This is a genomic window from Rhodococcus sp. IEGM1428 (assembly GCF_050321865.1).
Taxonomy (GTDB): Bacteria; Actinomycetota; Actinomycetes; order Mycobacteriales; family Mycobacteriaceae; genus Rhodococcoides.
The window spans coordinates 124,024-143,546 of sequence record NZ_JBNQFW010000002.1; the positions used below are offsets into that span (position 1 = coordinate 124,024).

The 19,523-nt window shown below is 64.1% G+C and carries 21 protein-coding genes; 14 read left to right on the forward strand and 7 right to left on the reverse strand.

Going from position 1 to position 19,523, the window contains the following annotated elements:
* Positions 1-43: 43 nt before the first annotated feature.
* A complete protein-coding gene (locus ACQR3T_RS09070; RefSeq protein WP_428693173.1) occupies positions 44-844 on the forward strand; it encodes an IclR family transcriptional regulator in 801 nt (266 codons plus the stop codon).
* A 48-nt stretch (positions 845-892) separates the two neighbouring features.
* On the opposite strand, the gene ACQR3T_RS09075 is transcribed toward ACQR3T_RS09070, so the two are convergent.
* Positions 893-1,726 (reverse strand): DUF72 domain-containing protein, encoded by an 834-nt coding sequence (locus tag ACQR3T_RS09075; RefSeq protein ID WP_428693174.1) that lies wholly within the window; start codon positions 1,724-1,726, stop codon positions 893-895.
* Between the two features lie 358 nt (positions 1,727-2,084).
* Entirely contained in the window at positions 2,085-2,666 is a 582-nt protein-coding gene (locus ACQR3T_RS09080; protein WP_230594617.1) for a TetR/AcrR family transcriptional regulator, read from the reverse strand.
* 49 nt (positions 2,667-2,715) lie between these two features.
* Here ACQR3T_RS09080 and ACQR3T_RS09085 point away from each other — a divergent pair, with 49 nt between their 5' ends.
* The 3 genes from ACQR3T_RS09085 to ACQR3T_RS09095 all read left to right on the forward strand — a co-directional run bounded on the left by ACQR3T_RS09085 (position 2,716) and on the right by ACQR3T_RS09095 (position 6,015).
* Positions 2,716-3,183 (forward strand): group II truncated hemoglobin, encoded by a 468-nt coding sequence (locus ACQR3T_RS09085; protein ID WP_428693175.1) that lies wholly within the window; start codon positions 2,716-2,718, stop codon positions 3,181-3,183.
* Positions 3,184-3,322: 139 nt separating this feature from the next.
* The gene (locus tag ACQR3T_RS09090) at positions 3,323-4,867 is read left to right on the forward strand and encodes a metallophosphoesterase (protein WP_428693176.1); all 1,545 of its coding nucleotides are present in this window, start codon (positions 3,323-3,325) and stop codon (positions 4,865-4,867) included.
* Positions 4,868-4,905: 38 nt separating this feature from the next.
* Positions 4,906-6,015, forward strand: coding sequence for a S1C family serine protease (locus tag ACQR3T_RS09095; protein ID WP_428693177.1), 1,110 nt, complete (start codon positions 4,906-4,908; stop codon positions 6,013-6,015).
* Between the two features lies 1 nt (position 6,016).
* On the opposite strand, the gene ACQR3T_RS09100 is transcribed toward ACQR3T_RS09095, so the two are convergent.
* Positions 6,017-6,394: a VOC family protein gene (locus ACQR3T_RS09100; protein WP_428693178.1), complete on the reverse strand. Its 378-nt coding sequence runs from the start codon at positions 6,392-6,394 to the stop codon at positions 6,017-6,019.
* Between the two features lie 59 nt (positions 6,395-6,453).
* On the opposite strand from ACQR3T_RS09100, the gene ACQR3T_RS09105 reads away from it, so the two are divergent.
* The 4 genes from ACQR3T_RS09105 to ACQR3T_RS09120 all read left to right on the forward strand — a co-directional run bounded on the left by ACQR3T_RS09105 (position 6,454) and on the right by ACQR3T_RS09120 (position 9,540).
* Positions 6,454-7,431, forward strand: coding sequence for an LLM class F420-dependent oxidoreductase (locus tag ACQR3T_RS09105; RefSeq protein WP_428693179.1), 978 nt, complete (start codon positions 6,454-6,456; stop codon positions 7,429-7,431).
* Between the two features lie 65 nt (positions 7,432-7,496).
* Entirely contained in the window at positions 7,497-8,105 is a 609-nt protein-coding gene (locus tag ACQR3T_RS09110) for an AIM24 family protein (RefSeq protein ID WP_027495163.1), read from the forward strand.
* A 1-nt stretch (position 8,106) separates the two neighbouring features.
* Positions 8,107-8,784, forward strand: coding sequence for an AIM24 family protein (locus ACQR3T_RS09115; RefSeq protein ID WP_032378609.1), 678 nt, complete (start codon positions 8,107-8,109; stop codon positions 8,782-8,784).
* Positions 8,785-8,796: 12 nt separating this feature from the next.
* Positions 8,797-9,540 carry an AIM24 family protein gene (locus ACQR3T_RS09120; protein WP_032378610.1) on the forward strand — a complete coding sequence of 248 codons (744 nt, stop codon included), beginning with the start codon at positions 8,797-8,799 and terminating at the stop codon, positions 9,538-9,540.
* On the opposite strand, the gene ACQR3T_RS09125 is transcribed toward ACQR3T_RS09120, so the two are convergent.
* Positions 9,529-10,281, reverse strand: coding sequence for an alpha/beta fold hydrolase (locus ACQR3T_RS09125; RefSeq protein ID WP_428693180.1), 753 nt, complete (start codon positions 10,279-10,281; stop codon positions 9,529-9,531). The two genes, ACQR3T_RS09120 and ACQR3T_RS09125, sit on opposite strands and share 12 nt — an antisense overlap.
* A gap of 28 nt (positions 10,282-10,309) precedes the next feature.
* Here ACQR3T_RS09125 and ACQR3T_RS09130 point away from each other — a divergent pair, with 28 nt between their 5' ends.
* Together ACQR3T_RS09130 and ACQR3T_RS09135 are read left to right on the forward strand one after the other, a co-directional pair.
* Positions 10,310-10,636, forward strand: coding sequence for a hypothetical protein (locus tag ACQR3T_RS09130; RefSeq protein WP_032378612.1), 327 nt, complete (start codon positions 10,310-10,312; stop codon positions 10,634-10,636).
* A gap of 48 nt (positions 10,637-10,684) precedes the next feature.
* Positions 10,685-11,410 carry a rhomboid family intramembrane serine protease gene (locus ACQR3T_RS09135; RefSeq protein ID WP_428693181.1) on the forward strand — a complete coding sequence of 242 codons (726 nt, stop codon included), beginning with the start codon at positions 10,685-10,687 and terminating at the stop codon, positions 11,408-11,410.
* Positions 11,411-11,447: 37 nt separating this feature from the next.
* On the opposite strand, the gene ACQR3T_RS09140 is transcribed toward ACQR3T_RS09135, so the two are convergent.
* On the reverse strand, positions 11,448-12,596 hold the full coding sequence (locus ACQR3T_RS09140; protein WP_428693182.1) for a macrolide family glycosyltransferase: 1,149 nt from the start codon (positions 12,594-12,596) through the stop codon (positions 11,448-11,450).
* 34 nt (positions 12,597-12,630) lie between these two features.
* Positions 12,631-12,945 (reverse strand): ArsR/SmtB family transcription factor, encoded by a 315-nt coding sequence (locus ACQR3T_RS09145; RefSeq protein WP_032379393.1) that lies wholly within the window; start codon positions 12,943-12,945, stop codon positions 12,631-12,633.
* Between the two features lie 89 nt (positions 12,946-13,034).
* Here ACQR3T_RS09145 and ACQR3T_RS09150 point away from each other — a divergent pair, with 89 nt between their 5' ends.
* The 4 genes from ACQR3T_RS09150 to ACQR3T_RS09165 all read left to right on the forward strand — a co-directional run bounded on the left by ACQR3T_RS09150 (position 13,035) and on the right by ACQR3T_RS09165 (position 19,184).
* A complete protein-coding gene (locus ACQR3T_RS09150; protein ID WP_428693183.1) occupies positions 13,035-14,315 on the forward strand; it encodes an MFS transporter in 1,281 nt (426 codons plus the stop codon).
* Positions 14,284-14,871, forward strand: coding sequence for a GNAT family N-acetyltransferase (locus tag ACQR3T_RS09155; protein WP_428693184.1), 588 nt, complete (start codon positions 14,284-14,286; stop codon positions 14,869-14,871). The genes ACQR3T_RS09150 and ACQR3T_RS09155 overlap by 32 nt, the downstream gene beginning before the upstream one ends.
* 9 nt (positions 14,872-14,880) lie before the next feature.
* On the forward strand, positions 14,881-17,250 hold the full coding sequence (locus tag ACQR3T_RS09160; protein WP_032378615.1) for a lysylphosphatidylglycerol synthase transmembrane domain-containing protein: 2,370 nt from the start codon (positions 14,881-14,883) through the stop codon (positions 17,248-17,250).
* Positions 17,251-17,366: 116 nt separating this feature from the next.
* Complete coding sequence (locus ACQR3T_RS09165; RefSeq protein WP_428693185.1) at positions 17,367-19,184, forward strand: EAL domain-containing protein; 1,818 nt, start codon at positions 17,367-17,369, stop codon at positions 19,182-19,184.
* A 28-nt stretch (positions 19,185-19,212) separates the two neighbouring features.
* On the opposite strand, the gene ACQR3T_RS09170 is transcribed toward ACQR3T_RS09165, so the two are convergent.
* Entirely contained in the window at positions 19,213-19,509 is a 297-nt protein-coding gene (locus tag ACQR3T_RS09170; protein WP_032379396.1) for a putative quinol monooxygenase, read from the reverse strand.
* Positions 19,510-19,523 lie beyond the last annotated feature (14 nt).

Sequence of the window (19,523 nt, forward strand, 5' to 3'; positions counted from 1 at the left end):
GTAGGATGGCGACGACGCTCCACCCGACCGGAAGGAACAACCAGTGGCAGTTCCCACCGAGTCCGACGCTCAGGCCGGCCGCGACATCGTCGGTGCCGTCGTGAAGGCATGCGCTCTACTCGACCATTTCGACACGACCCATCCCGTGTGGACGCTCAACGATCTGACGACGGCGAGTCGAATGAACAAGACGACCGTGCACCGTCTGATGACGACGTTGATCCACGCCGGTTGGGTGGACAGAACAGCGGAGGGTTCGTACCGAATCGCCATGCCGGTGTTCGAGATCGGCTCGTCCGCGCTGACGCAGCTCGACATCCGCGGTGCCGCCCAGCCGTACCTGTCCGAGATCGCTGAAAAGTTCGGCGATACCGCCTATCTGATGGTTCCCGCAGACGAAGGTGCGGTCTGCATCGATCGCCATGAAGGCAGTAATCCTCTTGTAGTAGCAGGTATTTCGATCGGTTCCGTCCTTCCGTATCACGCCACGGCCGGGCCGATGGCAATGCTGGCGTTCTCCGCTCGGATCCGCGACCGCTGGCTCGGCGGTGAACTGCCCGCGTACACGAACCGGACATTGACCTCGCCCAAAAAGTTGATCGGCCATCTCGACCGAATCCGATCGCAGGGATATGCCCTGAGCAACTCCGACTACCTCGCTGGCGTCGCGGCAGTCGGTGCACCGATTCTCGGACGCGACGGGGTGGTCGTGGCGTCGATCAGCGTCGGTGGCCGCGTGGAGACCTTCGAGGGCGACGCCTTGACCGACAAGGTGGAGACGATACTCGCGGCAGCGCGCAGCCTGTCACGCGTCGCAGAGGCCCTACCTGCGTCGAGCCAGTAGCTATACGACTATTCGTACCTCTAGCTCCAGCAGTAGAAAGCGTAATACTCACCTACCGATGCGCTCGATGAGCCTCGTGGCGTCGAAGGGTGCGTAGCCCTTGATGTCGTTGTCGAAGTAGACGTAGACGTCGCGTCCCGTCGACGTCCAGTCCGCAATCTTCTGGGCCCATCGATCGAGGGCCTCATCGGTGTAGCCGCTGGCATACAGTTCCTCGTCGCCGTGGAGTCGGGCATACATGAAATCCGCTGTCGGAGTGTCGATGTACGGATACTTGCCGGCGGTATCGGCCACCACGATCGCAATATCGTTGCGCTGCAACAACTCCACCGCTTCGTCGGACGCAAAACTCTGATGCCTGGCTTCGACGCAGTGCCGCAGTGGCCGAGACGACTCAGCAGGCAACAACACTCGGTCCTCCGCCAACTTGTCGTCCCGTGATTCCGCCAGAGCCACTGCAGCTGAGACCGTTCGAGGTAACAGGGCACAGAAGTCCGCCACCTTCTGCGCATCGAATTCGAGGTTGGGCGGAAGTTGCCACAGGAAGGGCCCGAGTTTGTCCCCGAGCGTGAGGACTCCGGTGGCGAAGAAGTTCGCCAGAGCCGACTCGACGCCGACCAGCCGCTTGATGTGCGTGACGTATCGACCGCCCTTGATGGAGAAGACGAAATCGTCGGGGGTTTCGTCGTGCCACTTGGTGAAGCTCGACGGCTTCTGCATCGCATAGAAGGTGCCGTTGATCTCGATCGATGTCAGGTGCTCGGACGCATATCCGAGCTCCTTTCGATGCGCCAAACCCGCCGGATAGAAATCTCCTCGCCACGGCGCGTAGGTCCAACCGGAGATGCCGATCAGAACTCGGGGTCGACGCAGCGCGGGCATGAGCAGACTCTAGTCGTGTACTTTCACGCCGACATTTCCGATGAGTACGAGTAGGTCGCGGAAGGAATACTCCCCCGTCGGCGTTCCCGACAGCCTGACGGCGTTCGACTACCGGTCCATCTCGGTCGAACCAGACGATTCGTTCGCACCGCATTTCGGGCGGCCGTCCGATCTACCAACCACCTCACTCTCGGTGAAGGATCGTCGATGCTCGTGGTACACGAGGTCTGGAGTGACTGGAACGCCTCACGCGGAACCTTGACCGTTCGACGGGTCGGGTCGTACGAGGATGCACCCGCAATTCGCGCGAAAGAAGCTGTCGCCAAGCACTATTCGACTGCAGGCAAGATGCTGCTTCCTAGCGCCGGTCGCCTCCAGCCGCGCGCCAGATCACCGCGGCCGTCCGCTCTGGCCAGCGCTCCGGAATGGGGTCTCCGGCGAGGGCCCGGCCGTAGAACGATCCGGTCGCCATCGGAACGATGATCTCGAGGTCCGCGTCGACCGGAATCGACCCTTCGCGCTGACCGCGTTCGAGGATGTCGCGAATACGTTGCCTCCGTGGGGCCACAACGCCTACCGCGTACCGGTCACGAACATCCTCGTCGGTTCCCTCCTGCAACATCGTCCCGACCAGAGCCATTCGGCCGGGGCGCGAGACGCCCGATCTGAAGTCGGTGAGTTCGCGGACCAGCGCTTCGAACGGATCGGCGTCGTCGAGTTCGGGTGGTGCCTCCGCGGCGACGGCGGTGACGGCTGCTTCCGCGAGCGCGGCCTTCGTCGCCCATCGGCGGTAGATGGCTTGCCGGGTGGTGCCGGCGTCGGAGGCCACGCGCTGAACAGACAAAGCGTCGTAACCCGATTCGGCCAGCTGTCGCGCGGCGACGGCAAGAACGCGGTCGTCGATCGTTGTATCGCGCATACGGCCCGTCTTGCTCACCATGATGGGCAACATACCTTGTCAATACAATACTGATGTGTATTGTATTAGGATGGCAGATCCGACGCTCTACCACTGGGCCGGTGGACACGATGCGTTCCGGCGGCTGCTCGACGCGTTCTACGACCACGTCGAGCGAGACCCGTTGCTGTCGCCGATGTTTCCCGGTGGCGTGAGCGAAGATCACCGCGCTCACGTCACCCTCTGGTGGGCCGAGGTATTCGGCGGACCTGATCGCTATACCACCGAGCTGGGTGGGTACCACCGCATGCTCGCCCACCACATCGACCTGGGAATCACAGCCTTGCAGCGTCGCCGATTCGTGGAGTTGATGTCGATCGCGGCGGACGAGGCCGAACTACCCGACGATCCCGAGTTTCGCTCGGCATTCATGGCGTACGTGGAATGGGGAACGCGACTGGCGTTCTCCAACTCTCAGCCGAACGCCGAACTGGTGGCCGACGCACCCGTCCCTCGCTGGGGCTGGGGCGTCGCGCCGCCCTGGAATCCTGGCAGTTGACCGGTCGCGAATCCCTACCCAGGCGTACCCGTGGTGATCGCGTGGTTCTTCGTCGGACTCGTCGTTTTCGATCCGCTCGCGGTGCTCCTCGTCGTCGCGACGCCGCGGGTCTGGCGCTGGTATCGGTAGCCTCGATGGCATGAAGCGCCCATCGGCATTCGGCTCCCTGGCGCTGGCCTGTGTGCTGCTCGCCCTCACTGGTGCCGACGCGGGAGCCGAGCGTCGCGATCAGCCGGCACCTCGACAGGCCGCTGCGATACCTGGTGTCGGGTTGACGACGGTGCCCGCAGCGATCACCACGTCGATGGTGGCGGGGATCGCCGCTGAATCGGATCCGAGGACGCACGCGGTCGGTGTCGAATCGTCGACCACCGAGATGCAGACTTCCGGGTGGGACGAGTACCCGTATCTTCGCTACACCGTTTCGGTGGTGCCGGGGACCGAAAGAACGACGCTCAACTGGTCCGGTCGATCGGTCAACACCAACGATCTCGCGTTGCACGTGTGGAACGCATCGACGGCCGATTGGGGTCCGGCGCTCGCGGCAGCGGAGCCTGCGACACCCGGTGGACTGATCGAACTCAGCGCCGACGTAGCCAGTGAGAGCGGCACTGTCGAGGTTCTCGTCATCGACAGTCCTCGAGCGGATCGCTCGTTCGCCGAGACCAACGCCACCCCCGACCGGGCTTTCGCCGACGCCGACACCTACGACTTCGCGCTCCAACACATCACCGACACCCAGTACATCTCTCGCGACGACCCCGGTGTGTATTCGGACATGACGCAGTGGACTGCCGACAACGCCGACGAGCTGAAGATCGATTACAGCATGCACACCGGCGACCTCATCCAGAGCTGGATCAGCCCCGATCGACCGGATACCCAGGCCCGCAAGGAATTCGAGGCAGCCAGCGAGTCCATGAGCATCCTGGAAGACGCCGGCATCGCCCACGGCGTGCTGCCCGGCAACCACGACAACATCTGGAACGCAGCGGGCAAGTTGGTTCCCGGTGAGCACGAGAAGAATCACGCGCTCTACAACGAGTACTTCGGCCCACAGCGTTATCGCGATCAGCCGTACTGGGGCGGTTCCTTTACTGCCGAGGACAATTCGGCGCACTACGATCTGGTCGACATCGCCGGCGCGAAATTTCTCATGCTCTTCATCGGCTACAACCCACCCGAGAAGGTCATGCAGTGGGCAGAACGGGTAATCGACGATCACCCCGACCGCAACGTCGTGATCGGTACGCACTATTACCTCGACGAACTCGGCGAGAAGAAGCTGATGGGGTTCGGCGATATCGGATCGAGTTCGGGTCAACAGATCTGGAACCGACTCGTCGTACCCCACGAGTCGGTCTTCCTCGTCTTGTCCGGGCACGTGGACGGTCAGGTTGCCGTGGTCGACAAGAATGTCGGTGACACCGACCGCACCGTCGTGCAGTTGCTGGCCGATTACCAGTACTTCGAGGTCGACGGCGAACGAAGTACCGGATTTCAGCGTCTGCTCCAATTCGACGTCGACGGCGCGACGATGGCCGTCACGACACACTCACCGACGCTCGACGCTTTCGACGTCGAGAACTACGACATCAAGAACCGGTACGGACCCGAGGACGGCGAGTTCGTCACCGATTTCACGTTGCGCGCCGACGTTCCACGGGCCGTGATGGTCAACTAGCTGGCACCTCCGACGCCACCGGACCATAATCGATTCCTATGCGGTCGGGTGGACGAGCGGTGGTTCTGACGCTGGTCGCTGCCGGTATGTGGCTGTTCGCAACGCCACCACTCGATCCCGGAACCACCGACTTCACTGCCGCGCCTGCACCCGTCCCACCAGTTGCTCCCGTCGTCGAACCGCCGCCACTGACTCTCGACGAGCTTTCGGCCCGGGTCGATCCAGCCGTCGTCACGCTGTCGGCTTCCGCCGGTTTCTCCGGGGTCGCCGGCACCGGCTTCGTCGTCGCTCCCGACGGGATCGTGCTCACCAACTTCCACGTCGTTGAGTTCGCCACCGAGATCAGCGCGGTAAACATGGGCAACGGACTGATCTACGACGCCACCGTGCTGGGTTACGACAAATCTCGGGACGTCGCGGTCGTGCAGTTGATCACCGCGGCCGACCTGCCAGTGGTCGAGTTGGCCCCGGACCCCCTTCCCGACGTGGGTGATGCCGTCACCGCCATCGGGAATGCCTCGGGCGCAGGGGTATTGGTGCCGGCACCCGGTGCCGTGACCGCTCTCGATCAACAGGTGCGCACCCGCAGCTCGGTGGACGGCTCACGGAACACGCTGGACAAGATGATTCGAGTCGATGCCGATGTGCGAGCAGGAGATTCGGGCGGGCCACTGTTCGACGCCTGGGGCAGGGTGGTGGGCGTGAACACCGCCGGGTTGTCGGACGACGCTCGCAACGGCACCGAGTTCGCACCGCCCCAGGCACCCGAGGCCTACGCCGTCCCCATCGGCGAGGCGGTCGCCGTGCTCGATCAGGTATTGGCCGGGCAGTCCGGCGGCACAGTGCATGTGGGCCCGACGCCGTACTTCGGAGTGTCGGTGCGTGATGTGTCGGTCTTCGAGAACAAGCCGGCGATGGGGGCGGCCGTCGTCTCGGTGAACTCCGATTCCCCGGCCGAGACTCTCGGCTTGTCGGCGGGAGACATCATCGTCTCGCTCGACGGAACGGACGTGCAGTCCTCGTCGGATCTGTCGGAGGCGCTCATCGGCCGCGTCCCCGGCGATACCGCCGTCGTGGAGTGGGTGAACGACGCAGGAGTGACCAGTTCCGGGACAGTCGCTCTCGCCCAAGGAACCCCGAGTGCATAGATCAGCCTTGCACCACCGACAACACATTGCCCGCAGGATCGGTGAACCAGGCGATCAGCGGCCCACCATGCCGGAAGATCCCCTTCTTGTCGGTCCCCATATCTGGATATTGTTGGAAAACAACCGCTTTCGCACTCAGAACATCGACCGCGGCCTCGATGTCGACCACCGGGAAATTGAGGATGGTGTATTGCGCCGGCACGTGCCCGGGCCGGGGATAGACCAGTACCGTCGCTGCTCCCAGGTGTAGTTCGAGCATCCCCATCTCGTTGTCGGTCACCTCGAGACCGAGGGTGTCGGCGTAGAACGTGCGGGCTGCAGGCAGGTCGTCGACGGCGAATCCGGAGAACGGTGCTCGGGCCAGATCGATTGTTGTCATGGACGAATTATCGCGCTCTCCCACGTGCCGTGGGCCGATATCCGAGTAGCGTGGATCTCGTGACTATTCGCCTCGGTTACCAGATGCCCAACTTCAGCTACGACGGTTCGGTCGCAGAACTCTTTCCCCAGGTCATCGCGCAGGCGCGCGAGGCCGAAGCGGCCGGGTTCGACACCGCGTTCGTGATGGATCACTTCTACCAACTTCCCGGCATCGGCAAGCCCGACGAGCCGATGCTCGAGGCCTACTCCGCGCTGTCCGCCCTAGCGACGGCCACCGACACCATTCAGCTCTCCGCCTTGGTCACCGGGAACACCTACCGCAATCCGGCGATCCTGGCCAAGACCGTCACCACGCTCGACGTCGTCAGCGGCGGTCGCGCGATCCTGGGGATCGGAGCCGGCTGGTACGAACTCGAGCACCAGAGCTTCGGACTCGAATTCGGCACCTTCACCGATCGGTTCGAGCGCCTCGACGAGGCACTGCAGATCATCGAACCCATGCTGCGCGGTCAGCGTCCGAGGTTCGACGGCCTCTGGTATCAGGTCGAGAACGCGATGAACGAGCCCCGCATCCGCGACGATCTTCCGATCATGCTCGGCGGCGGTGGCGAGAAGAAGACGTTCGGCCTGGCCGCGCAGTTCGCCGATCACCTCAACATCATCTGCGACGCACAGGAATTGCCGCGCAAGATGGCGGCCGTTCAAGCTCGATGCGAGGAGGTCGACCGCGATCCGAAAGACCTCGAAACAAGCTTCCTCGCCTTCGTCATCATCGACGAGGACGGTGACAAGGCCAAGGAGTTGCAGCGCGAGTTCGTGCTGAAGCAGGGCCTCGATCTGACGAACCTGTCCGAGGAGGACGCCGCGAAGGCCACCGATCGGCACTTCTGCGGAACTCCCGACGACGTCGCCGAGCAGGTGCAGAAGCGCGTCCTCGATCAGGGCATCGACGGCGTCATCATCAACCTGATCACCAACGGACACCAGCCGGGAGCCGTCGAGCTGGCGGGCAAGGCACTGAAGCCTCTCGTCTGAATTTTCTCCAGCAGTAGCCGCGGGGGCGCGAGCAGTGGCATAGTTCCCCCGTGGCTCAGCTGAGGATGAACGGGCACCGTGTCTTGGTCGCAGACCTGACCGGCGACTCCCTGCGCGCGATGTCGGGTTCGATGGTGGCCTACGAGGGCGATGTCGCCTTCAAGAGTGCAGGCATGGGCGGGGGCGGCGGTTTCCGCGCCGCGCTCAAACAGAAAGTGACCGGCGAGTCGTTGTCACTGATGGACGTATCCGGCAAAGGCACCGTGTATTTCGCCGTCGACGCCCAGGACATCACTCTCGTCGAGGTACAGGGCGACAACCTCCACGTCGAATCATCCCAATTGCTGGCTCTCACAGGACAATTGAAGACGGACGTCAAGTTCTCCGGTCTTCGCGGCGCAACGTCGGGGCAGGGCTTGTTCACCACGGTGGTCAGCGGATCCGGCACCGTGGCGCTGTTGTCGAAGGGTGGGCCGATAATCGCCCTCGCCGTCGATCCGCAATATCCCCTCGTCGTCGATCCCGACGCGTTCGTCGCCCACCGCGGCCAGCTGAACCAGAGCTTCGTCACCGACGTCACGTGGCGCTCCGCTATCGGCGGCGGCAGCGGCGAGGCGTTCTCCCTCCGCTTCGACGGCCAGGGCGTCGTGTACATCCAACCCGAGGAGCGCTGACGTGCCACTCGAACTCGTCAACAGCAAAGTCGTGAAATCCGTTCTGGCACCGAATCAGAACGTGCTCGCGCGTCGTGGATCGATGCTCTACTACACCGGCGACGTCAGGTTCGTTCCGCACTCGATGGGCGGCTCGGCCGGTGCTATGCCGGGCATGGGCGGCGTTGCCGGGATGGCCGGCCGGATGATGGCGGGCGAACACGTCGCGATGATGGCCGCCGAGGGGCAGGGCGAGGTGTTCTACGGTCACGCCGGGTTGTACATCGAGGTGATCCATCTCGACGGGTCGTCGATGCTCACCGTCGAAGCCGATCGGCTCCTGGTGCACGACGGCTACCTGCAGAGTTCCATCGTTGCGTTGACCTCGCAGGGCGGCGTCCGCGGAGCAGTGCGCGGCGCAATGACCGGGCAAGGTCTGTTCACGACGCAACTCACCGGGCAGGGCAGCGTCGCTGTCCTGTCGCACGGCGGCGCGACACCGTTGCAGGTCGGGCCCGATCACCCACAGGTAGTTGTCGATCCGCAGGCGTACGTGTGCCACATCGGCAACATCAACGTCGACATCTCTGCCAATGTCGGCTGGCGTGACGCCGTCGGCAAGGGCAGCGGCGAGGCGATCCAGCTGAAGATGACCGGCATGGGCACCGTGTGGGTGCAGGCGTCCGAGCAGAAGTTCTAGGAGGGACACCCCATGGGTCTGGACATTCACACCCCGTACACCCTGCCGGTCAACGACAACGTGCCCGGCAACGACTACGCATTCTGCGTCGAACTCGCAGGTCAGCCGTGGTTCACGTCGAAAGGCGCGATGATCGCGTACTACGGCAACATTCGCTTCGAGCCGCTCGGGCAGACGTCGATGCCTGCCATCGTCGCCGCGCGGTTCTCGTCTCCGCTGTACTCCAACGACTGGGTTCTCGCGCAAGGTCAGGGCAAGCTGATCCTCGGCGATCGCGGATTCAACATCAACAGCTACGACCTCGACGACGGCAACCTGACGATCCGAGCGGCGAATCTGCTTGCGTTCGAGCCGACTCTGGATCTCAAGCAGTCCATCGTCCCGGGATTTCTCACTCTGCTCGGTACCGGTAAGTTCCTGGCCTCGTCCAACGGCACCGTCATGTTCGCCGAGCCGCCGCTGCGCATCGACCCGGAAGCGCTTGTCGGATGGGCAGATTGCCCGTCACCGTCGCATCACTTCGACGCAGACTGGATGCAGAACTTCCTCGGTGCGGCGCGCGGATTTCTCGGAGCCAACAGCGGCGAGGAGCGTCAGTTCGACTTCACCGGCGCCGGCACCGTGTTGATCCAGTCGAGCGAGAAAGTGCTCAACGATTCGCATCTGTTGCGCTACATCGAATCTCAGACGGTCTCGCTCGGCCAGAACTCGCTGCGGGCTCTGCACAACACCATCGGTGCCCGGCTACAGCAGTAGCCCGGCTTTCACTGCCTGTACGACGCCTTCGCGATTGTCGGTCATCATGACGTGGCCGGCATTGTCGATGCGTGTGAAACCCACACCTGCAGAAGTTAATCGGTCCTGCTGACTCGGAGCGCCGGTACGCTCTCCGTAGACGAACAACCGCGGCACGGTGAGCGACTCCAGCATGGCCTGCACCGTCGGATCAGGTCCCACGCACAGGCCGACGGCGGTGCGATGAAGTGCAACCGGATCGGCAACGCGCAGGGTGGACGCCCATTCCGGATCCGCGTCGGCGATCAATCGGTCGATACCGGTGTCGACGAACTCGGCTTCCGACTGCCGGGCAATCTCGACGCTGGCGGTGCCGTCCCACGGCAGCAGGTTGGGTTCGAGCACGATCAGTCGGCCCACCAGATCCGGTCGACGGTAGGCGAGCACGGTGGCGATCGATCCACCCAGGCTGTGGCCGACGAGGTCGACCGAGGTCAGATTCCGCTCATCGAGCAGATCTGCAACGGCAGCAGCATGGTCGTCGAGCGAGTAGCCGAAATCGAGCGGGCGATCGCTGAAACCGAAGCCGAGCAGATCCGGCAGCAGCCGCTCTCGGCCCTCGAACGTCGTGTCGGCGGCGATGGCACCGAACGCCGGGCCGCCCGCGGAGCCGAGCCCGTGCAGAAAGACCAGAGCCGGGTCGCTGCTGCCCGGCAACGTGAGCGTGCGGACGCTCGGCGGCTGTTCGGAGGAAACGCGCATACTGGAGTTTCACCTAGGAGGTACTGCCATGGCCAACCAAGGACCCTTCGGATTCGGATCCGACGACTTCGACAAGTTCGCCCGAGAGGCAACCGAGGGACTGCGCGAGGTGGTCGGTTCGCTGTTCGCCTCCAACGTCGGTGCGCCCAAGGCCCCGCCCGAGCCCGAAACCACAGGTCAGAAGGGCGACGGAGTCTGGGCGATCTACAGCGTCGACGACGCCGGATCGCCGCAGATCGACCAGCTCTACGCCACCGAACTCGATGCCCTGCGTGCACACAAGGACAACACCGACCCGCGTCGACGCGTCCGGTTCCTGCCCTACGGCGTGAGCGTCAGCGTTCTGGAGGACTGACATGGGTGCATGCGGCTAGCGTGCACCTGTGTCAGTGGACGGTGACGGATGAATTCCGAGACCGACGCACGATCTGCGGAACGTAGATCAGCCGTACTGACGTTTGTGGTCGCCTCGATCACCACCGTGGTCAGCGTGGTCGCCTTTCTCGACTCGAGCGTGATGGATCTGCTCGTCCGGAACCGGCCGCTCCTCGAATCCGGCCAGTGGTGGCGAGCTGTCACACCGGTACTGGTGCAGCCGGACGGTTGGGGTCAATTCGCCTTCAATCTCCTGGGAACAGTGCTGGTGGGGGTCGCCGCGCAGCGCCGGGTGGGGCCGGGCACCTGGTTGTGTGCCTACGCCATCGGTGGTGTCGGCAGTGTCGCGATCTACAGCGTGTGGCATCCGGCCGACACCGGCGGCGGTTCGTCGGCGGCCGTCGCGGCCCTGATCGGAGTGCTGGTGGTGACCTACGCGGTCAAGCCCGATCACAGCCCACTCGGTGGATGCGCCCAGGTGTACGCGATGTTTTTCGCCGTCTACCTGACGGCACTCGATATCGGCGGCGTGGCAGCATCGGTGATTGCGGGCAATGCTTCCATCGTGGCGACAGTGGTGGCGCGCCGCGGGCTGGGCGTCGAGCGAACGTCATTCGTGGTGCTGTCGGTGGTCACGCTGACCGGCATCACGATGACGGTGCTCAGAGACGACCACGGTACCGGCATCCTGATCGGCCTCGCGTTCGGAATCCTTGCGGAGATTCGCCGTCGACGCTCGACCGCCGAGCGGTAGTCCCGCGCGCGGGAGCTACGAGCGCTCGCGACGTAACCTAACGGCGGAATGCCTCTACCGCATTCGCCGCCTGTTCGACGCCACCGTGTGCTCGCACCTCGGCACCGAGTTCTGCTGCACGTGCACCGAATTCGCGGGCTTCGGCGACTGCCTCGGCCAGCATCACAGCCGTGACCTTCTCGAAGTCCAGGTGCACACCCACCCCGAGTTCAGCGAGCATCGCGGCGTTGCCGAACTGATCGACAGCCTGCGGCACCGCCACGGTCGGCACGCCGAACCACAGCGCCTCCGTGCACCCGCCCATCCCGGCGTGGGTGATGAAGACGGTGGTGGCGTCCAGCACCGCAAGCTGCGGAACATGTTCGTGTACTTCGATATTCGCGGGAATATCACCCAGCACGGCCGGATCGACACGACGGCCGATGGAGATCACCACATTCCAGTCGGTGTTCCCGAACGCCTCGATACACAGTCGATAGAACTCCGGTCGCTTGTTGTATCCGGTCCCGAGCGAGATGTACAGGACAGGTGTCCCGGGTGCCGTCCAGCTTCGGTCACTCAGGCGTACCGGATCGAGGCACGGTCCGACGAACTGCACCGTGTCGGCCACCCGGTCGGCATGCGGCTGCATCACCCGCGGAATCAGCGACAGGCAGTGCGCCGGATACGTGATCCACTCCCAGGGGTCGGCGTCGATGTCGTTCTCTCGCAGCCACGTTGCATAGGTGTCGCGATACGCGACACCGGTCGGCGACTCTCGGATGGCGGTCATCCCATCACCGAGATCCTCCGCGTAGCCGGCCCAGGCCACGTACGTCGGCGAGAGTTGCACGGCAGGCACCCCGTAGCGCACCCCGAGAACCGGTGCCGTCATGCCGCCGATGTCGTACAGGAACAGGTCCGGCCGATCGTCGTCGTAGACCGCAGTGAGCACGGGGTACGACGCAATGGCCTCGTCGAGGAACACCCGCATCGCCGACGCCGGATCATCGGGCCACGACGCCTCTCCGTCGGGCAGTATCGACTCGAACGAGACCACCTCCACGCCTGCAGGTTCCACCATGTGCCGCAGAGAATCTCCGACGGCATAGGTGACGCGATGCCCGCGCCGCACCAGCTCGGCAATGACGGCCAGTGATGGATAGATGTGGCTGGGGGCTGTCGTGCCGATCATGGCGATGTGCATGGTTCCCACCGTAAGGCGCATCCCGCAGTGCGAGCTAGCGAATTTCGTTGGCGATCAGATCGAGCAGGCCGGGGAACCGATCGTCGAGTTCGCGACGGCGCAGCGTGACCTTGCGACTGTTGCCACGGTCGACCTGGAACACGAGACCCGCCTCGCGGAGAACTCGAAAATGATGCGTAAGAGTCGATTTGGTGACACCGAGCTCGAAAGACATGCATGTTCGTTCGGCACCGTCGTCGTCGCCGACGAGTTCGGTGACCACCTTACGGCGCAGCGGATCCGCCAGGGCGGACATCACCGCACCGAGTTGCATTTCCTCGGGCTCCGGATGCCCGTTCTCGTCTGCCATGAGCTCCTCCCGCATCAAGGTACGACTTGCGCCGTACCTCAAAACCTGTTCTAGTACGAAAATCATCGTACCTAAATGCAGGGGGATTCATGAGGGCAGTTCTGCCGGTCGTACTCGCAGCCCAGTTCGTCGTGCCGATGTCGATCTCGGGCACCGCCATCGCGCTTCCGGTCATCGCAGCCGATCTCGGCTCCGATCCCACCCCGCTGCAGTGGGTCGTCAACGGCTTCAACGTCGCGTTCGCCCTCTTCACAGTGGTCTGGGGTGCGGTCTCGGATCGCATCGGGCACCGCACGTCGTTCCGCATCGGCGTACTGCTGACTGCCACGGCAAGCCTGGTGAGCGCACTCGCACCCTCCCTGCTCGTACTCGACGGGGCGCGGGTGGTCGCGGGTATCGGTGCCGCTGCGGTTCTGGTGGGCTCGACGTCGATTCTGTCGCTGCATTTTCACGGGACCGAACGGGCCACGGCGTTCGCACTGTTCGGCACCGTCAACGGGCTCGGGCTGGCACTGGGTCCGACGATCTCCGGGCTGCTGATCGCTGCAGTCGACTGGCGCGGGGTGTTCGCCGCTCAGGCGATCGTCCTGCTGATCGCGGCCGTCGGCACCCTGGCTCTGCCTGCTCTGCGAAGCGAATCCACCAACCGTCTGCTGGATTTCGGCCTACTGCGCAACCGTCGATTCCTCGCGCTCTGCCTGGTCCCGGTCGCCGGAGCCATCGGCTTCGTCACCCTGCTCACCTACCTACCGGCCGCCCTCAGCGCAGTCGCGTCGATGACTCCCGGCCGAGCCGGACTGTTCATGCTGGCGATGACCATCCCGGTTCTTCTCGCCCCGCTGACCGTGGCACGGCTGAGCACGATGTTCGACGCCGTGACCCCCAGCCGCGTCGTTCTCGCGAGCCTGGGCTGCCTCGCTCTCGGCAATATCGGCATGCTGGCCCTGCAACCCGGCGTCCCACTTCCCGCCGTGACGATTCCCATGATTCTGGTGGGGCTCGGTTTCGGACTCCCCATCGGATTGGTCGACGGCGAAGCACTCGCCGCGGTTCCGCCGCACAGCAGCGGCACCGCCGCCGGGGTACTCAACCTGTTCCGCATCGGCAGCGAGGCCATCGCGGTCGCCGGCTATGCCTGGCTACTGGCCTTCCTCATCCGCGGGCGGGTGTCGAACAAGATCGACGCCGACGCCGCTGCATCCGGGCAACCCGGATTCGCCGATGCCTACGCACACGCTTTCACCGAGGTGATCGCCCTCGTCGTCGTCGCTGTCGCCGTCACCGCGGCGGCAATCATTACGCTTTCCCGGACGGCACGATCCGACGTATCGTCGGCGAATGCCTTTTCTGCAACCGGTGACCCTCGCTGACGATCTCGTGACTCTGGAGCCGCTGAGCCACGACCATCTCGAAGGACTGTCCGACGCCGCCCGCGACGGCGAGTTGTGGAACCTCTGGTACACCAGCGTGCCGAAACCCGAGGACATGGCCGCGGAGATCGATCGCCGGCTCGGACTGCTCGAAGCCGGAACCATGCTCCCGTTCAGTCTGCGCCGCAACGACACCGGCCAGATTATCGGCGCGACGACGTTCTGCAACGTCGACTCGAAGAACCGTCGGGTCGAGATCGGGTACACCTGGAATGCCCGCTCCACGCACGGAACCGGCACCAACGCCGCGAGCAAATTGCTGCTGCTGACGCATGCCTTCGAGGAACTGGGATGCATTGCCGTCGAATTCCGCACGCACTGGATGAACCTGCAATCGCGCACGGCGATCGCAAAGCTCGGTGCCAAGCAGGATGGAATTCTGCGCAATCATCAACGCATGCCCGACGGTTCGTTGCGCGACACCGTGGTGTTCTCGATCGTCGAATCCGAATGGCCCGCCGTCCGCAACGAACTCCGCAGGCGTACTGCACGGTAGGTTGACCCCATGCGTGTGGATGGGCGGGACATTCCCGTAGCGGGGAACCTGCTTCAACCGCTGGTGCGAAGAACCAGCGACATCATTCGGGTCGTGTCGGCTGCGGTACTGCTCGGCCTGGTCATCGCCGGTTCGCTGATCACCAGAAATCAGTGGGATGCGCTCGAGCAATCGGTGTCGAACATCGTCGGCGTGCTCAGCCCCGACCAGTCCAATGCCGTCTACATCGTCTACGGCGTCGCCATCCTCGCGCTCCCGTTCGGAGTACTGATCGGCCTGATCGCCGGCCGCAAATGGAAACTGCTCGCCGGCTACGCGGCAGCGGCATTGCTGGCCGCGTTGGCGCTGTCGATCACCGGCACCGGAATCTCCACCCCCACCTGGGACCTGGACGTTCCCGAGCGACTCGACACCTTCCTTTCGCAATTCCTCGACGACTCGCGCTGGATCGCCATGTTGGCCGCGGCCCTCACGGTGTCGGGCCCAGGCCTGCCCGCGCGGTGGCGTCGGGCATGGTGGACGCTGTTGCTCGCGTTCGTGCCGATCCATCTGGTCGTCTCCACTGTCGTCCCGGCTCGCTCGATGCTCGGTCTGGCCGTCGGTTGGCTCGTCGGAGCCGTCATCGTGCTGCTGGTCGGTACGCCGGCTCTCGAGGTTCCGCTCGACGCAGCACTGCGTCTGTTCCGCGATCGCGGCGTCACCGTCCACAGCTTCACCGTCGTCCGTCCGGCCGGACCAGGTCCGTTGGTGTTGAACGCACACACGTCCGACGCCGATGTGGTGGTCGAGTTGTACGGTCAGAATCAGCGCAGCGGCGGTGCGCTACGACAGTTCTGGCGATGGATCACGCGGCGTGGCAGTGAAACTGCGCCGCTTCATGCGTCCATGCGCAGGGCCGTCGAGCATCGAGCGCTGATGGGCCTGGCCATCGAGAGGTTGGGGGCCGCGGGCAGCCATCCGCTGGCGGTCGCGGCACTCGATCGGGGGTGGACGTTGTACGCGCACGATCTGCCCCTCGGTCAGCCGATCGAGGCCGAGCACGACGACGCCACCCTCAGCGCGCTGTGGAAGGCCCTGAACACCCTGCACGAGAACCAGATCTCGCACGGAGACCTGCATCGAGGCGAACTCCGAATCCATGAGGGTCGAGCCCTGTTCTGCGGTTACGGGCACGCCGAACTGGGAGCGTCGGATGCCCAGATGCAATCGGATGTGGCGCAGCTGTTGCTCACCACAGCAGACCTTTTCGGCTCTCGCCGTGCCGTGGAAACGGCCGTCGGCGTCCTCGGCTTCGATGCCGTGATCGCGGCATCGGGCCGGCTCACCAAATCCGCCATTCCGCCTCGGATTCGTCAATCGGTTCGCGATGCAGGCACGACGATGAAGGCCGTCCGGCTCGAGGTACTCGAGCAGACCGGTGCCGCCAAGATCGAGGCCGAACAGGTCACTCGTTTCAGCCGAAACCAGATCATCTCGCTCGTGTTGTTGATCGGATTGGTCTACGTCGCGTACCCGTTCATCAGCGCAGTGCCTGCGTTCGTCACCGAACTGGGGTCGGTGGACTGGTGGTGGGTTCTGCTCGGGTTGGCGGTCTCTGCTCTGACGTACGTCGGTGCCGGAGCTGCGTTGTGGGCGTGCGCGTTCGGCAAGGTCAGCTTCTGGAATCTGACGGTCATGCAGGTTGCCAACACCTTCGCCGCGACGACGACCCCTGCAGGCGTGGGAGGACTGGCTCTGAGTGTGCGATTCCTGCAGAAGGGCGGCTTGGGTACCGTTCGCGCGACGGCTGCTGTGGCACTGCAACAGTCGGTCCAGGTGATCACACACGTGAGCCTGTTGATCTTCTTCAGCGTCGTCGCCGGCACCTCCTCGGGGTTGTCGAACATGGTGCCCGGCAACACCGTGCTGTATCTGATAGCGGGCGCCGCATTCGGTGTCGTCGGAACGTTCATGTTCGTGCCCAAGCTGCGCCGGTGGCTTCGAGTCGCCGTCCGGCCGCAGATCAAGGAAGTCCTCACCGAACTGGGCGAGCTCGCACGTGATCCCAAACGCTTCTCGATCATCATTCTCGGTTGTGCCGCAACGACATTGGGTGCAGCGCTGGCGCTCTGGGCGAGCATCGAGGCCTTCGGCGGCGGTACGACGTTCGTGACGGTGACCGTCGTGACGATGATCGGCGGAACCCTCGCGTCCGCCGCACCGACACCCGGCGGCGTGGGTGCCGTGGAGGCCGCGTTGATCGGCGGTCTCGCGGCGTTCGGTCTACCTGCCTCGATCGCAGTGCCGTCGGTGTTGCTCTACCGCGTGCTGACCTGCTGGTTGCCGGTGTTCCTCGGGTGGCCCACGCTGCGTTGGATGACCGAGAAAGACATGGTCTGACCCACAGGCCTACAGGTACGCCCGATTTCGGCCCCGCCACTGGTAGCGCTGGTAGCGTTCGTGATGGCCGGGATCTGCCCAGGAGAGGTAAGCCCATTTCCAAACCGGGAACCGTGGTGACGGCCCAGGGCCGTACGCGGTACAGACCTGGGATCGGCATCCCTCTCGACAGCGTCGAGGACGACTACACCTACTTCGCGAACACCGCACGCGAACGTTGGGTGCGTTACTTCATCGGGCTCGTGACACTCCTGTTCGGTGTGTCCGGCGTCTTGATGTCTGCCACCGGCATCCACTACGAGGGTTTGGACGTCTACGTCTTCATCGGCTCGTTGACGACGATTCCGGTGGCGATCGCCTGGTTCCTGCGGCCGTGGCCGTCACCGCGCATGGCCAACGCCTTCGTTCTGTACGCCGACATCGGCGTCGTAGCGACCCTGTTCAGCAGTACGAACCGCCTCGTCCCGCTGACCGGGTGCATGATGTTCACCATCGTGGCGGTCTTCACCGTCATCGCCAGCTCGTATCGAGTGATGTGGGCTCACCTCGCCGTCTCGATGGCGACGGTCCTCACCCTGGCCGTCCTCGCAGTGAGACAGGGAACGAACCCGTGGCTGGTGGCCGCGACCGCGGTCACCGTGGTCACGTTGTACCTCACCCCACTGATGATGCGGGCCTACATTCGGTATCTGCGTTCTCGGGCGTCGGGTGCCGTCACCGATTCGTTGACAGGCCTGTTCAACCGGCGTGGATTGCTCGAAGCGATCGACGGCGTCGGTATCGCGTACGCCGACGATGCATCCGATCGAACCATCGGCGTCACTGTTCTCGACATCGACCGGTTCAAGGAGATCAACGACCGGTTCGGTCACCCGACCGGCGACGCCGTCTTGATCGAGATCGCAGCGCGCCTCACCGCCGCGGTCCCGCGGACGTCGGTGGTCTCGCGCCTGAGCGGAGACGAGTTCGTGGTGGTACACGTCGGATCCCCCGGCGACATCGAATCGACTGTCGACAAGATCCGGAGCGGTCTCGACGAGACGTTCTCCGGACCTCCGTTCACCACCAGCCTCGGATCTGCCGTGGAATCGCTCGGGAGCGCACCCGTCACCCCGACAGTGGTGCGCAAGCTGATCGCACTGGCCGATATCGAGATGTATCGCAACAAGTCTCGGCTGGCCGAGGACGACGGCAGCGCGCGCGGCAGCAGCACCGGAACGCGAGCCGACATTCGCGCACGCATCGAAGGTCTGATCGCGCGAGGTGGGCCGGACGTGGTGTTCCAACCCATCTGCGACACCGTCACCACTACCGTCGTCGGCTACGAGGCCCTCTCGCGCTTCCCGTTCGGCTACGGCTCGCCGACGATGTGGTTTCGCGACGCGACCAACGCCGGGATCGGGCCGCTCCTCGAAGTCGCGGCCATCGAACGTGCCCTCGTTGCCGCCGAGTCTCTGCCCCGCGGAATCTTCATCTCCCTCAACGCATCTGCCGACACCATTCGTTCCATCGACCTGGCTGCGAAGCTCCGACCGTTCCAGAAAGACCGAGCGTTCCACATCGAGATCACCGAACACGAGCGGGTCGACGACTACCGCGCGGTCGCTCGAACCATCGAATCCTTGCGCGTAGCGGGCATCTCGATCTCCGTCGACGACGTCGGTGCCGGCTTCGCCGGGCTTCGCCAGGTGGTCGAACTGCGGCCCGACACTCTGAAGGTCGACTACGCATTGGTACACGGAATCGACACCGACACGGTCCGACGGGCCGCTGCTGCGTCGGTGATCGGATTTGCACACGAAATCGGCTCGACCGTCATCATGGAGGGCGTCGAGACGGAGGGGGAACTGCAGGTCGCCGTCGAGCTCAGAGCCGACATGGTGCAGGGCTTCCTCACCGGGCGACCACTTCCGTTGGCGAACATCATCGAGTGACGTTGCGCTGTGCCACCGCGCAGTGAATTCAGATCGACGAATCCACGGAGAACTTCGTCAGTACAGGCGCGGCAGCCAGGAGCGGCGGCATCTCGGTGATCTTGCCCGGGCCGGCGCGGAACTCGCGGTACTTCGCATCGGCCTCGGCCGACTCCCACGTTTCGTAGGCGACGACATGCGCCTCGTTCTCCTCGTCCACCCACACCTCGACGCCGAGGCAGCCCTCGAACGCACGGGTATCGGCAAGCACCGTGCGCAGCAACGCACGCGCCTCGGCAAGAGATTCGGGCTTGAACGTGAAATCCAGTGTTGCGATGAGGGCCATGGGCTTCACACTAG

What these genes read in the sequence shown, in the direction of transcription:
- ACQR3T_RS09125 (WP_428693180.1), bottom strand. Translation starts at nt 10,281, where the DNA reads ATGCGCGTTTCCTCCGAACAGCCGCCGAGCGTCCGCACGCTCACGTTG.
- ACQR3T_RS09140 (WP_428693182.1), bottom strand. Translation starts at nt 12,596, where the DNA reads ATGCACATCGCCATGATCGGCACGACAGCCCCCAGCCACATCTATCCA.
- ACQR3T_RS09080 (WP_230594617.1), bottom strand. Translation starts at nt 2,666, where the DNA reads ATGGTGAGCAAGACGGGCCGTATGCGCGATACAACGATCGACGACCGC.
- ACQR3T_RS09155 (WP_428693184.1), top strand. Translation starts at nt 14,284, where the DNA reads ATGCCTTTTCTGCAACCGGTGACCCTCGCTGACGATCTCGTGACTCTG.
- ACQR3T_RS09170 (WP_032379396.1), bottom strand. Translation starts at nt 19,509, where the DNA reads ATGGCCCTCATCGCAACACTGGATTTCACGTTCAAGCCCGAATCTCTT.
- ACQR3T_RS09085 (WP_428693175.1), top strand. Translation starts at nt 2,716, where the DNA reads ATGGCAGATCCGACGCTCTACCACTGGGCCGGTGGACACGATGCGTTC.
- ACQR3T_RS09090 (WP_428693176.1), top strand. Translation starts at nt 3,323, where the DNA reads ATGAAGCGCCCATCGGCATTCGGCTCCCTGGCGCTGGCCTGTGTGCTG.
- ACQR3T_RS09095 (WP_428693177.1), top strand. Translation starts at nt 4,906, where the DNA reads ATGCGGTCGGGTGGACGAGCGGTGGTTCTGACGCTGGTCGCTGCCGGT.
- ACQR3T_RS09145 (WP_032379393.1), bottom strand. Translation starts at nt 12,945, where the DNA reads ATGGCAGACGAGAACGGGCATCCGGAGCCCGAGGAAATGCAACTCGGT.
- ACQR3T_RS09160 (WP_032378615.1), top strand. Translation starts at nt 14,881, where the DNA reads ATGCGTGTGGATGGGCGGGACATTCCCGTAGCGGGGAACCTGCTTCAA.
- ACQR3T_RS09135 (WP_428693181.1), top strand. Translation starts at nt 10,685, where the DNA reads ATGAATTCCGAGACCGACGCACGATCTGCGGAACGTAGATCAGCCGTA.
- ACQR3T_RS09075 (WP_428693174.1), bottom strand. Translation starts at nt 1,726, where the DNA reads ATGCCCGCGCTGCGTCGACCCCGAGTTCTGATCGGCATCTCCGGTTGG.
- ACQR3T_RS09130 (WP_032378612.1), top strand. Translation starts at nt 10,310, where the DNA reads ATGGCCAACCAAGGACCCTTCGGATTCGGATCCGACGACTTCGACAAG.
- ACQR3T_RS09100 (WP_428693178.1), bottom strand. Translation starts at nt 6,394, where the DNA reads ATGACAACAATCGATCTGGCCCGAGCACCGTTCTCCGGATTCGCCGTC.
- ACQR3T_RS09110 (WP_027495163.1), top strand. Translation starts at nt 7,497, where the DNA reads ATGAACGGGCACCGTGTCTTGGTCGCAGACCTGACCGGCGACTCCCTG.
- ACQR3T_RS09120 (WP_032378610.1), top strand. Translation starts at nt 8,797, where the DNA reads ATGGGTCTGGACATTCACACCCCGTACACCCTGCCGGTCAACGACAAC.
- ACQR3T_RS09150 (WP_428693183.1), top strand. Translation starts at nt 13,035, where the DNA reads ATGAGGGCAGTTCTGCCGGTCGTACTCGCAGCCCAGTTCGTCGTGCCG.